We start from the raw sequence: 12,607 nt of genomic DNA on the forward strand, positions 1-12,607 counted from the left end.
CTTGAAAATCTGAGTTGTTTATTTTGCACCGCTTAAAGCGGTGCTTTATATGTAAGACAGGTAAACCTGCCCCACACAAGCTCTATTTATTATGCTTGCACATTGTCTCTCTTATACTGTCAAAACACTCTTTGCGACGCTCAGTGGCGCTCGCTATTTCTTACGACTTTGTTTGCGTAAGAATGCATAAAGATTAGCGAAAAGGGGAAATTAATGCAACAGGCAAAATAAAAAAAAGTGCATTTTCTGCAAAAAAATCACTCTTAATCTCTTTATAGTAAGAGGAATAAAAAATATTGCAAATTGCATTTTTTGTGCATTCCACCTATCGCTTGAATGAACGAATTGGGCGGACTTGGTGGGGTTGGGAACTGGGATTAGCAAAGGTCGATTAGTTGCTTTTGGGTGCTGCGGAAAAAGGCTTTTTTACCTTCTTTTATCCCCGCTGATTGATACAGCGATCATCGCTGGCCTAAGATTATTGAACCGACAACATGTCTGAGCTAGATTAAAGCAAATGCAGACATTCTTCATTTGCTTCCTACCGCTTGTCAGTTCATCGGTTTATCACCCCTTTGATGACAGCCTGCGCTTGTGATTTTTGCCAATCGCTTTCCGGCATGTGTTGAGCAAGTTTTTCTGCCTCTTCTTCTCGGCCTACCTCTATTAATTTTCTTAAGATGGAGCCATAAGCAAATGATTTATGAATCGGATTAAGTATATTAGGAGCAATTTTAATCGCTTCCTCAACCCTTCCTTTCGCTACCAATTCGTTCACAATTCCCAAAAGCTCGGCCGATTTGCCCAATGGGCCGCTCATAAAATTGCAAACCTCAATCGCCCGGTCCACAAGATTCAGGGAAAGATAAGCTTTAAGAATCGCTTGAAAGGCCAACCGTTGGCGCCAAGGACAATCCATTTGAAGGGCCACCGCAGTGGCTTGTTTTAATTTTTTCTGACCGACCAAAAGATTGGAAATAACCCTGAGAGCATAACTTGCATACTCTTTTGGATTTATACTGGGCTTTTTGCTAATAGAGTCACTCATTTCTAGCGCTTTCGCCACTCTTCCTATCTTCGCAAAATCTATGGCTATATTAGCAAGATCCAGGAGCGTTTGAGGACAGGTTCCGTTTAATCTTCTATCTATAGCTTCTAGCTTGGCATTTATCACACTCAAAGCTAGTACGCGCTCTCCTATTACTACGCTTTCAGGCTCTTTAATCATCGCAAGAGAAGAGCGTAAGTTCTGTTTTAAATCTTCGCCTTCCTGCTTTGTCACATTTTTTAAAATAACAGCCATTCCATCTTCGATCTTTTCGGCCTCTAATTGAATTTGAGGAAAACTGATAGGCTGCGGAAGAAGCGAACGATCTAAAAAACGTTGAAGGTGCATTCTCTCTTCAGTTCTTCCGCTAGCGATATGATTGATAAACCCATTCAAAACCACTTTAATTTCTTGGTTTTTTTGAAACCTTGCCACCTCCAACGTAGAGGCTTTCCACTCCTTATTGACAAGAAGCGTGCGCTCGCTATGAAGAGTCAAAAAAGAAAAAATATACTGCAACAGTTCAGACGGAAGTTGATTGATTCCTTCTAAGTTTTGCCAATTCGGTTGATTTGAGAAGCTCGTATTATCACGCTCATTTTGATTGGAAGCAAAAAGCTGAGAAATATTCATAGTAAACGCCTATTAATTAAAATAATATTAATTAAAAATTTATCACAATTTAATTTAAAATAAAATAAATAACATCAATGCATATAGAAAATTTTATTTACAACAAATTATAAAATATTTTTCAATTAAATAAATGTAAAACGCAAACAGCTTATAATTAATAAAAAAACAGGAACGGAAAAATTATTCCGGTTTTTTCGTTTTACACCCATATTCTTATCATTTAAAACAAACAATAATTATAAAAAAATTATAACAACTAATTAAAAATGGTATAATAAAAAATGAGCAAATATTTTAAATAGGGGTGTGGAATTATGATGTCAGATATTAATAATTCAAATTATCCCATTAATAATCCTGACTCTTTAAATACCTTTTTAAAGGATGCTTTTAAGGATTATGCGGAAAATAGCGAGCATAGCAAATATGTAAAAATTCGCGAGCGTATTAAAAGTGCCTATGAAACAGATAGCAATTTTAAGAACGATATTCTGGATTTTTTAAAACATTGCCATCAAATCAAAGATGTAGATACCTTTAATACTACTATACGATTCTTAATGATGAATAAGATTATCGATCGGAATAAAGCGCAAGACTACTTCTTAAATACAGGAGAATTAGAAAAGTTAACTCCCCTTGCAGTGGATACGATTCTTCAAAATATTCAATCTCAAAAGCGATTTTTTGATCGCATCGATTATGGAGCATGTAAAGATTTAGAAGAGGGAGTGGAAAGAGTCATCAAATTCATTGGAGATCAATCGCTTGACCGTGCCTGCTTTGGAATTAGACATTTTTACAGGGATAGCAGTCGCATCCAATCCGTTCACTTTACTCCCCTGCTTATTTACAAGAATAAAGAGCCCGACAAGCCGCATTATCAATTTGTTATTACAGACAGTACAGGTCATCAGGATACTTCTGTTTCAAGTTTTAGTGATGTAATTATATATAAGGTCATTGAAGCCGCACGAAAAGAGTTAGACATTCCTCCCGAACAAATTTCTATTTATGTGTCTAAACTAGACAGGCAAACCGATGAAAACAATTGTGCAATTTTCGCCATGCGCGACATGGTCCAATTTGCCAAACAGGGTGATGAAATCCTTCAATTTATAGAGGGTGAGATAGAAAAAAATAGAGAACAGGGAATCAAGTCTGAACAATTAAGCGTGCTAAAAGAGGAAAGAATTATTAATTATGAACTTTTTGATCATTTACCTCCCTCTATGATGAAAGTGACCCAATCACTGAGAAAAATTAGGGAGTATGATAATGAAATATTTTTTGAAGACACTCTCACAGAAAATCTAGAAGAAGATTTAGATGTTGAGGAAGATTTAGAGGGTGAGTGGAAAAATGAGGCGTTAGATACGGAAAAACAATTCCATGAAACTTCAATAGAAAAAGAGCAAATGGAAGAAGAGGAGACGCTTGTTTCAGCGAATCACACAGAAGAAATTGATGACGATCTGAAAGAGCCCGATTCAAGCGAGGACTTGGAAGATCCTTCTGTTGAAGGCCAATTAAGAGCCAAAGGCAAAATTGGCCTTAATATTGATAATTATGAAATTAATCAAAAGATCGAGCTGCTTCTCCATAAATACCAAATCTTTTTTATAGACAAAGGAAAGCTAATTCCTTAGCTTCCGGTCTTTCACTTTGACTAATAACCAGCGTGTGGAGTTTATCTGATTACCAAGCAATTAGATAAACTCCACACGCTGGTTAATAAATTTTAAAATCCTAAAAGCACCAACAAAACGAGGGAAGATTTAAAATCGCCTAGGGCGCCCTTAAATTGCTAGCGGCCTACATTCAAGCTTCTTGCCATGTCTAGTCCGAACAGACAGAAGCGCGGCCGGCTAAGATAGATCAAGGAAAAATTGTGAATTAAAAAAATGTTCACTAAAAGGCTAGCTTTCTTTACTTTTGATCGAGGTGTCTAAAAACCTCTATCCATAAGGAGTAAAGAATGATTTCCTCATCAACCATCCCTCCCGTTTATTTGCCCTTAACGTCCCCTCCCCAAGCAAGGCAAAACCAGCCCGCTTCTGAGCAAGCAGCTGATCACCCCCCCTCTGCTTTAAGCCAAGGTTTGGCCGGACAACAGTCAGAGAGCTTGGAACAATTAAGAGCCGAGATCACGAGCAAGCAGATCAGATTAGCAAACGATGCACTAGAAGAATGTATGCCTGCGGCTGCCGAAGAGATCGAAGCGGTACGCACAGGCCTCTTAACGTTTTCTCTGGATTTATTCAAAGAGTTAACGTGTAAAATGGAGGGAAGCATTTGCCTATCGCCAATTAGCATTGCCCCTATTTTGGGAATGATTGTCAAGGGCTTGCCTTATGGAAAAGCAAAGCAAAAGATGATGTCTGCTTTGGGATGCGAAGAAATGCAAGAGAGCCGCTTCCATGCAGCCTTGAATGCAGCCATTAACATACCGTGCCTCAAAAATCAAAGTCGCATAGCTGAGTTAAAAATGGCTAATGGGCTTGCTTTGGGAGGCGAGGCCAATGAATATTTTGTCAAAACGATCAAAGACATTTATCAAGGGGAAGTTTTCTCTATACGCCAAACGACCGAGCCAGAAGCATGCATTAACCAATGGATTTCGGATAAGACAAATGGGAAAATCCCTCATCTCCTTTCTCCCAATAGCCTGTCTAAGAACGCGATCGCGATGCTCAATGCCATTTCTTTTACTGCCCTGTGGCACCACTCTTTTGAGAAAAGTAGGTCATATGAATACCCATTTGAATGCTTGGATGGCACGAGTACCCAGGCCATGATGATGTTCCAAAAAAATAAATATGCCCTTTATCAAGCAGAAGAGTTTGAAATGCTGAAAATGGATTATCAAAGCGTGGACTCCAAGCCTTTGTATCAATTAATTTTCCTCCCTAAAAACGCAAAGATGCTTCCCGAATTGATAAGAGAAATGACTCCAGCCTTTGTGAAGGCTTGCTTGAAGCAAGCATACTCTCAAGAAGTCAACGTTTACTTGCCAAGGCTTGAAGTAGATAGGAGTGTCGATCTTCTCCCTATCTTCCAGGAGATGGAATATCCCGTTGACGAAATTTTATCCCATATTTCCGGACGCGATCGATTAAGCCTGATCAAGCATCAAGTGAAAGTCAGCTCAAATGAAAAAGGAACAACCGGGCAAGCAGCAACAGCGGCTGTGACATATAAAGGGATAGACCCTAATCCTCATTTCTGGGCAGATCGTCCCTTTGTCTATTTAATTATGCAAGAGGATACCATTCTGTTTGAAGGAACCGTGACAGAGGCAAGCGTCTTGGTCACAGCTCAAAAAGCAAAAGAGTTAGATCAAAAAGAAGAAGATCTCTCCCTCTCCGCTCTTATCCTAAATCAAACGCTCTCTCCCGAAAAGGCTGCGGATTTCCTCAGAAACGATAAAGATTTGCCCCTCCTGTTTGATCAGCTTCCCTCTTCTATCAATCCCTATGACGCCTGCCGCATCATCCAGCAAACAACTTTAGATGGAACCTGTTTTGACTTAATCCACTATACAGAGAGTATGCAGTTAAGTTTTGATGGAGAACGCTATCTCTACGCAAATGGCAAGAAAGTCTATAATGGAGTGCGTTTAAGCCAACAATTTCACTTTACACCTGATGATTGTCAATTGGTGATGTTTGAAAAAGATTGGCAATTTTATTTCATCGAAAAAGATAAAGGCAAAACTCAAGCCAGGTGTTTGCGGCTGATCGAGCATCCCTCTCAAGATGTTTATTATGTCGCGCGCAGCTAACAAATAGCGCATGCTCGGTTTTTCTTAAAAGCCTCTAATGTCATTAGAGGCTTTTTTATTAAAAATAATCAATAAACGTTGGCATGGGGAGGGCCAAGCAGTAGGCTTGGCCTCTTGATGGACGCTGATGGGGACAGGACAGGACAACACCTTCTATTGACCTGGCAGCACTCGGTTAGATTTTTTCTTTTTAATAGGCTGCAAGCGATTAAACAAAGATTGATAGGCCTCGCTTTCCCTATCTGCAATTAAATCCAAAGGAGTATTCCCCTCTTGATCTTTCATCTGAGTATTAATGGGTGTCGCCAAGGATTCGACCAAGGTCAAATAGATCGGCCCGATCACGTTTAAGGCTTCTATTGCCTCATCCTCAAAGTCATCTTCTTCACCTGTTTCTTCCATTTCTTGAATGCGAGCAAATCTTAACTCTTCAATTTTTTTGATTTGCTTCTCAAAAAAGACAATGCAAGCATGCAAGCACGTCTGCCCTTTTTGGTCGACTCGATTAAGATCGGCTTTTTCTTTCAAAGCCAGGATAAATTTTTTCATCTTTGGCAAAAGCACATCCAAGGTATCGCTCAGGCTTGACAGCGTATCTTCTTCCGCCAGTAAAAAATCTTTGTCGGCATGCTCAAATACGCGATAAAACAAAGATAAGAGTTCTTCATCCGAGTAATATTCATAGCAAAATAAGAGCAATTTCCATTCTGTTAAAACAAACAATTTATTAAAAAAGAACGAATCTTGATCGATCCTAAATCCATAGCTCATCGCGACTTTCAATATCGCTTTTTTATCCTCGTCTTCTTTATATAAGTCATCAAATCCCAACAGGGCTTCTTCTACTTGCCCCCATACCTCTTCGGTTAATGATAGATTGTTTAGTAAACACTTAAATAAAGGCTTATTAGAATCTTGGATAGCCAACATCAAGGGAGATTGTCCTTGCGCATCGCGCTGTAAAGGCGAGCATCCTTGCTTGATCAGTTCCCCAAGAACTTCTTTCTCATCTACAACTTGATTAAAATCCAATTCCACATCCAACACGCCGGACTCACTTAAATAATGCAGCGGAGTTCTTTTATTCTCATCGAGAATATGGCCATTCATATAGTGAAGGAGAACAGCAATCACCTCCACGGTTCCTTTTTTGGCCGCAGCAAATAAAAGCCCTTGCTTTCTGGATTCATAGCCTGCCGGATCAATAGTTTGCCAAAATCCAAGGAAAATATGGGCATACTTGTAATTTTTAGCACAATCTTCGTTCATCCAATCGGGCGTATTGAAAAGGACGAGCAAGTTATTTAGAACGTGATGGTTGTTCTGAGACTGACTTAATAGGATGCCCTCCTGTAATACGCGTATGCCGATTAAAGAAACGGTCAAATCTCGATAAGAGGAAGACCGCGAAATCAGCGTGCTGCCATTACCAAAATGATTATTAAACTCATTGTAATTTCTATAAACCGCGGCTGCGTTTGCTAAACGCTGCTTTTCCTCATCCGGCAGCGTCAATTGATCTAAATTTTGTGCAAAGGGAAACGCCAATAAATTGGCGAGATCAATGGAAGGTGTCTTTAAAATCACATGGCGCTTCTTAGACAAGAGGAAGGAATTAAAATAAAAATTTGTAGGCGTGCGTCGCAAAACATCAATTTGTTCGATAACGTCCGGCTCTTCAAGGGCAAGCAGACACTGGTTGAGAGAATGCAAGCCAAGCGCTCGAAAGCGCGTATTGAATTGCCAATAAGGTGAACATCCCGGTATTTGAGGAATTTTCTCATTCCACAAGCGCTGGAAAAGATTGCTCCATGCTTGATTCATTGAGCTTTCAAATAGTCGCTTCCAAGAGCGGCTAAGACGGCTTGTTCGATAAAGAGTAGCCACATCAGCATACTCTAGAACATGTCCCAACATATCAGGCGAACACTCATAACTTCTAAAAAAACTCAAATTCTGTAAAGGAATACTTTCAAAAAGCATAAATAAAAACCTAAAAATTAAACGATTAATAAAAAACCAATCAATTTAATCTAATTCACATAAAATTGAAACACTTAATTTAAAGTTGTTCATTTTTAAGTGAACTAATTAAGATACTTAAAAACCTACCAAGTGATTTCTCTTGGAAACAATCGAATTCTTAATAACCTGAATTTGGAGTTTTTTCCTTCAAAGAAGAAATACTTTCGAATATAGATAATTAACCATTCGACAGCAATCTCTTGCTATAATCGATTTAGGATTTATTAACCTGTGCTTGGAGTTTACCCTTTGGACTGACGTAAAAGCGCTTGCCATTTGTTCCTCTCCGCAGCTTTGACGCAGCCGAAAGAGTAAAAAAATTCCAAACTCAGGTTATTAATATGCAGGATAATTTAATTAGAGGGATGTCTCTTGAAAAAACGAGAAATGTCTTCCTTTTTCATTTCTCCTCTTGCGACTCCAAGGATAAGGCTTTCATATGCCTCATCTGGAAAGTCGGTAGATTTGCCGTTGATTTCCAGAAAAACAGCAGCCACAAATCCTCCTGTCCGCTTATTGCCATCTATGAAAGGATGGTTGCAGATGATATGAAAGAGATAAGCCGCCGCTTTATCTTCAAGGGTAGGATGAAGCTCCACACCAAATAAGTGGGCTTTGGGCATCTCTAAAGCAGATAGCAAAAGCCCCATGTCTCTAATGCCATGCACTCCCCCATAGGAATCTATAAGCTTGTCATGATAGAGAATGATCATTTCAACCGGCAAAAACTTGATCATTTATCGGCCAAGCTTTTCCATAGCTTGCTTTTTGACTTCAATAATTTGTCCGCTACACACCGAAACTCTTCCGGAGATGCGTCTTCCCGCACGCTCTGAATGGTCAGCCCATCGGGATGAACGGTAATTTGAAAAGACGCCTGTTCATCTAATCCGGCAGCCTGCAGAAGGGCCTTATCAATCACTAAAGCCTGGCTATTGCCATGTTTAATCAAGCGCTTAATCATTTTTAGCCTCCTCTGGAATACTTTCATTTTAACATAAAAAGTATCTCTTCGTCAATACAACGTATTTACAAGATTTAAAGAGGATTTAGGACCTAAATACGTCCGCTGCGGCTTTCAGGGTCTTAACAACCAAGCTGGCAGTTAAATCAGAAGGGGTAGGCAATCCGAGCATATTGCGCATTTCAAGACCAATGGCTATTTCTTCTTTTGCGGAAAATTGCCTCATATGCTCACTCGCTTGCACTTTGCTTCCTTCCATAAACAGGACTTTTACATCGGTCGTCAAGAAGGCTTTTTTGCTTTTCAGACGCTTATAAAGGGTGTTGGATTTTCCCACTACTCCATCATATTTTGAATAAATGACAAACTTCTGACCTCTCAGGCTATTAAATTCCTCTTCTATATGAGGGGTCTGCCAATTATTGGATTCAAACAATTTTCTCCCCAGGAATCCCAATACGCGTCCTCCTGTATGCTGGACAACGGAGGGAAAATCGGCAAAAGATCTCTCGTTAATCACATTTATCATCGCATCAGGATAAGTTTGCTGAAAGAAGAGGGTTCCTTTAATAGAAGCGACGCCACCTAAAGATTGGCCATAAACAATTAAATCGTCTGGCTTAATATCCCTCTCATTAATCAAAAAAGAACAGCCGCTGAAAATGGTGAGCTTCATGGATTCTAAATTTAACTCTCCCTTGCTGGCCATGACGGGATAATTGACAATAAGAATATTGATGTTTCCTACATGCCGTTTAATCAACTTAACAAGATAATAGGAAAAATTATCCTCATAAAACCCATCCGCTCCGGGAGCAAATAAAATGGCCTTTTTAGCTAATTGGGCATCTTTGCTAGTAGAAGGAAAAAGCATGCCATCTAATTGACTGCCATCGGGAGATTCTAGAGAGACTCTTTGCGCTTGAAATTCTTCTTGAAGCTTTATTCTTTTTTCTTCCCATTCAACTCCATCGGAAGAGGGGAATAATATCTTTGAACATAAGCGATGTCCTCCTCTTTTGATCCACTCAAAACTGAAAATCGATTCTTGAGAAAAATCAACCGTCACTGGTCGATTATAACTAGAAGGCGGAGGAACCATATAAGTAATAGAAGGAGGGATTGGAGTGAATTCTACCTTATTCATGCTTTCTCCTATTAAAAATAAGTTAATAAACCAACTCTATATAAAACTTATTAAAAAAATCCATTATTTTTAGATTCATTAATTTCAAATAGGCAAATTTAACCTCTTTTAAGAAAAGGACATGACGCCACTTAAACGTCATTTTTTAACCTATAGGCCTGTCCTTCTATTAAACATAAGAAAATCAAAAGTAAAAAATTTAACTACCTGCTCAAATGGGTAGTCTAACTAATGACTATGATGATTTTAAGACTCAATCCAAATAGGAATTAATTCTTTTTTACCTAAAAACTTATAAAGTGCTTCTAAATTGTAATGAGATAAAAAATATTTAATGGCGCCTATATGATTAAAAAGCTTTTTAGAAATGACAAAGACTTCCTTACCAATCGGCTGATACGCTGTCTGAAAGTGCAATTGAGCCTTTCTATCAAACTTGTTTTGCCGCTTTTTTTTTACAAGAGTGATGTAATTCTTCAGGAATTGCTTCTCGATAAACTTCCAACTGATCCGTATAAAAATCAGCGTCATTTTTATAAACATCGGGAATTAAGTCTCATAAAGCTTTAGCATCTTTGGAAACTCTTCCTCCTATATGACAAGCAATCACTTGTTTTGTTGTGATATCTTAAGCCTGCCCTATCATTTGCGATTTCCTTTATGTCCAACAAAACTCCAAATCTCATCAGCCTCTACTCTTGTCAAAAAAACTCCTTCTATATCTTGTGGAATAATAAGATTCAAATCATCAGGAACGTAATGATACAGTTCTGTTATATAGCTCATTAGCCATGTTTGACTGACTCCTGTTAATCGGCAAATTCCTTCTAGAGATAATCTTTCTAACAAAAGCTTATTGACCAAATCTTTGGTTTGCTCTGATATTTGATTTGCCATAGGCTCTAAAACAAACTGACGCCCACAATCTTTACATAAATGGTTCTGATCGAAATGTTTGTTGATACCGTTCTTGACAAATCTACTTGATCTACAATCTGGACAGCTAGTACGCATAGTTTTGAATAAGTGAACGTTTGAAATGAAGAGAAATCATAGTCTAAACTTTCATTTATTAAAATAAATTATCATATCCATTAATTAGACTACCATATGCAATATGTAATTATTTTTTATAAATGTAGGAAATGATTAATTTAATAATTTTTATTTTTAATAATAAGAGATATTCCTAACTTACTCATTTATCAATGAATGAGTTAGCATCAAATTCAACCCTCTCATTTTTTAGACTGTTTTCACTCTCTAAATTTTTACCATAGATTTTTGATTTATAAAGTGAAATGAATTCTGGAGTGTCTCTTAGCTCTCTAAATTTGCTTTGTAAATAATCTTTTCTTAATTTTAGCCCTTTTACTAAATCTACTTTTTGTAGTTTATCTCTAATTGAATCAAAACTTCTATCCCAATTAATTAAAAATACGTCAGATTGCTTATGGACATAAGGGAGGAAAATTTCCATGAATGCTTTATCTCTTTCAGTTACCTTTTTAATAGTGGGTGCTTTTTTTGATATTTTACGATAAATTACAGACCCTAAAGTTTGCGAATTAGGGGGTATTTGAGTTGTTGTGGTATCAGAAAAAAGGTTTTTTAAAACTGTCTCAATGCGTGGATATTTAGGATCTGGAACGAGATTAGAAGCAGAGTTTAATGCTTGCCTTGTATAAGTGGGATTTGCTTGAATCCCAGAGTTGAAATCATTATTATTTACCATACTATTCTATCCTTTTGAAATAGCGATCTAATTAGTTTAAGAATTACATGTAATTAATTTTTTTCAAATTAATTATTATAATTTTATTGTGATTTTATATCAATTATAAATTGATGCTCTGATAGATTTAATGCTACTTGTCTGATTTTGGCTCCTTACACCCTCTTTATTTTGTATATAAAAAGTCCTTTAGCATGCGTTCCTGCAATCTTTTCCTGAATGAAAGGTTGCAGGAGGGGGTGGATGCTTTCCAATTACCGACCTACTAACGTAACCTTGTCAGTTTTATTTTTGAAAAGTGAGTACAAAAGATCATTTTTCTTTTCTCTTAAAATATAAAATCTCCGTTGAAGTGCCGTTTCGCTCCATTCTTTTACTTACGGATCCAATGCTTTTAATTCTTTTTTGACCGCCTCAATTGCTTTTGGCCAATTGTGAACTTTGGGCTTTCCTTTAGAGGTAAAAAATAAATAAGGAGTTAAAGCTTGAATGTAGGCTTCAATCCTTCTATCTGTCCATATCCTCTTGTTCTTCTTGACTTTTCTCGAAATAGATAAACGAGTAGAAGAAACAGGTTGTTGAATAGGTTCTAAAGGAGAGTAAGGCTGAATAGGATTTAATGCCTGCTCTGCTTTAAAAGGAACATCTTGAAGGAAGGTTGGAACTGCCTGAGGCATGCTTTGCTGAGATAAAAGAGGCGAGTTAAATAAAATAGAAGCTTCTTCCTCCCTATCTTCCGGCTCTGTGTCAGAGTTTTCTGTTGGCTGAGAAAGGCTAGATTTAAGCTATTAGACTGATATTTGTTCTCGCTTTTTAATCCATGAAATTTTTGTTGAAGAGATCTTAAACCAACCTCTTCTATTTCTGGATCTAATTTTTTCAACTCTTTTGTAATATCTTTAGCTGCTTGCGACCAATTTCTAACTTTAGGATTTCCCTCAGAGGTAAAAGTTAGATAAGGGGTCAAAGCTTGCATAAAGGCTTTAGTCTTTTCTTCAGTCCACGAAATATAATTCTGTCTTGTTTTTGAGGAAATATTGTCAGAAGTGACAGAAGTTCTTTGAAGAGATGAGTCAGGTACATGGGTTAAAAGATGAGCGCTCTTATTAATGTTCTGGTGAATAGAATCTTGAGGTGGCTGAGAGCCTGTTAAAAAACTTGGTTTGTCAAACGTTTTAGCATTAATTTAGACATTGCCAAATAGATAAAAGCTTCAGAAGTTGAGGGATAATATTCATAGTCTTTACTCAATCTTCGATACCTTCCAA

At 37.6% G+C, this 12,607-nt stretch carries 11 protein-coding genes and 1 pseudogene; 2 read left to right on the forward strand and 10 right to left on the reverse strand.

Going from position 1 to position 12,607, the window contains the following annotated elements; translation table 11 throughout:
• Positions 1–556 precede the first annotated feature (556 nt).
• Positions 557–1,681, reverse strand: a complete 1,125-nt coding sequence (locus BN3769_RS00005) for an F-box protein (protein ID WP_068466294.1) — start codon at positions 1,679–1,681, stop codon at positions 557–559.
• A gap of 317 nt (positions 1,682–1,998) precedes the next feature.
• Between BN3769_RS00005 and BN3769_RS00010 the strand changes: the two genes are divergently transcribed.
• Both BN3769_RS00010 and BN3769_RS00015 read left to right on the forward strand, forming a co-directional pair.
• On the forward strand, positions 1,999–3,333 hold the full coding sequence (locus tag BN3769_RS00010; RefSeq protein ID WP_154017751.1) for a YopJ family acetyltransferase: 1,335 nt from the start codon (positions 1,999–2,001) through the stop codon (positions 3,331–3,333).
• Between the two features lie 329 nt (positions 3,334–3,662).
• Positions 3,663–5,468: a serpin family protein gene (locus tag BN3769_RS00015; RefSeq protein WP_068466299.1), complete on the forward strand. Its 1,806-nt coding sequence runs from the start codon at positions 3,663–3,665 to the stop codon at positions 5,466–5,468.
• A 153-nt stretch (positions 5,469–5,621) separates the two neighbouring features.
• Here BN3769_RS00015 and BN3769_RS00020 read toward each other — a convergent pair whose 3' ends face one another.
• From BN3769_RS00020 to BN3769_RS00055, 9 genes and pseudogenes are all read right to left on the reverse strand, one after another.
• Positions 5,622–7,451, reverse strand: coding sequence for an ankyrin repeat domain-containing protein (locus BN3769_RS00020; RefSeq protein ID WP_068466301.1), 1,830 nt, complete (start codon positions 7,449–7,451; stop codon positions 5,622–5,624).
• 395 nt (positions 7,452–7,846) lie between these two features.
• Positions 7,847–8,230, reverse strand: coding sequence for a type II toxin-antitoxin system death-on-curing family toxin (locus tag BN3769_RS00025; RefSeq protein ID WP_195155512.1), 384 nt, complete (start codon positions 8,228–8,230; stop codon positions 7,847–7,849).
• Positions 8,227–8,457, reverse strand: coding sequence for an AbrB/MazE/SpoVT family DNA-binding domain-containing protein (locus tag BN3769_RS00030; RefSeq protein ID WP_068466303.1), 231 nt, complete (start codon positions 8,455–8,457; stop codon positions 8,227–8,229). Before BN3769_RS00030 ends, BN3769_RS00025 begins: the two co-directional genes overlap by 4 nt.
• 85 nt (positions 8,458–8,542) lie before the next feature.
• Positions 8,543–9,604 (reverse strand): alpha/beta hydrolase, encoded by a 1,062-nt coding sequence (locus tag BN3769_RS00035; protein WP_068466305.1) that lies wholly within the window; start codon positions 9,602–9,604, stop codon positions 8,543–8,545.
• 246 nt (positions 9,605–9,850) lie between these two features.
• Positions 9,851–10,147, reverse strand: a complete 297-nt coding sequence (locus tag BN3769_RS15330; RefSeq protein ID WP_068466307.1) for a hypothetical protein — start codon at positions 10,145–10,147, stop codon at positions 9,851–9,853.
• A 99-nt stretch (positions 10,148–10,246) separates the two neighbouring features.
• The gene (locus BN3769_RS14585; protein ID WP_068466309.1) at positions 10,247–10,501 is read right to left on the reverse strand and encodes a hypothetical protein; all 255 of its coding nucleotides are present in this window, start codon (positions 10,499–10,501) and stop codon (positions 10,247–10,249) included.
• 18 nt (positions 10,502–10,519) lie between these two features.
• Positions 10,520–10,618 (reverse strand): annotated as a pseudogene (locus BN3769_RS15195) (transposase-like zinc-binding domain-containing protein); the annotation flags it as partial.
• Between the two features lie 184 nt (positions 10,619–10,802).
• The gene (locus BN3769_RS00050; RefSeq protein ID WP_068466310.1) at positions 10,803–11,339 is read right to left on the reverse strand and encodes a hypothetical protein; all 537 of its coding nucleotides are present in this window, start codon (positions 11,337–11,339) and stop codon (positions 10,803–10,805) included.
• A 377-nt stretch (positions 11,340–11,716) separates the two neighbouring features.
• Positions 11,717–12,016 carry a hypothetical protein gene (locus BN3769_RS00055; protein ID WP_068466311.1) on the reverse strand — a complete coding sequence of 100 codons (300 nt, stop codon included), beginning with the start codon at positions 12,014–12,016 and terminating at the stop codon, positions 11,717–11,719.
• Positions 12,017–12,607 lie beyond the last annotated feature (591 nt).

It is taken from the genome of Candidatus Protochlamydia phocaeensis (genome assembly GCF_001545115.1).
GTDB lineage: Bacteria > Chlamydiota > Chlamydiia > Chlamydiales > Parachlamydiaceae > Protochlamydia_A > Protochlamydia_A phocaeensis.

Coding starts and splice junctions, on each gene's coding strand:
- BN3769_RS00005 (WP_068466294.1), bottom strand. CDS start 1,681: ATGAATATTTCTCAGCTTTTTGCTTCCAATCAAAATGAGCGTGATAAT.
- BN3769_RS00010 (WP_154017751.1), top strand. CDS start 1,999: ATGATGTCAGATATTAATAATTCAAATTATCCCATTAATAATCCTGAC.
- BN3769_RS00015 (WP_068466299.1), top strand. CDS start 3,663: ATGATTTCCTCATCAACCATCCCTCCCGTTTATTTGCCCTTAACGTCC.
- BN3769_RS00020 (WP_068466301.1), bottom strand. CDS start 7,451: ATGCTTTTTGAAAGTATTCCTTTACAGAATTTGAGTTTTTTTAGAAGT.
- BN3769_RS00025 (WP_195155512.1), bottom strand. CDS start 8,230: ATGATCAAGTTTTTGCCGGTTGAAATGATCATTCTCTATCATGACAAG.
- BN3769_RS00030 (WP_068466303.1), bottom strand. CDS start 8,457: ATGATTAAGCGCTTGATTAAACATGGCAATAGCCAGGCTTTAGTGATT.
- BN3769_RS00035 (WP_068466305.1), bottom strand. CDS start 9,604: ATGAATAAGGTAGAATTCACTCCAATCCCTCCTTCTATTACTTATATG.
- BN3769_RS15330 (WP_068466307.1), bottom strand. CDS start 10,147: ATGTTTATAAAAATGACGCTGATTTTTATACGGATCAGTTGGAAGTTT.
- BN3769_RS14585 (WP_068466309.1), bottom strand. CDS start 10,501: ATGGCAAATCAAATATCAGAGCAAACCAAAGATTTGGTCAATAAGCTT.
- BN3769_RS00050 (WP_068466310.1), bottom strand. CDS start 11,339: ATGGTAAATAATAATGATTTCAACTCTGGGATTCAAGCAAATCCCACT.
- BN3769_RS00055 (WP_068466311.1), bottom strand. CDS start 12,016: ATGCCTCAGGCAGTTCCAACCTTCCTTCAAGATGTTCCTTTTAAAGCA.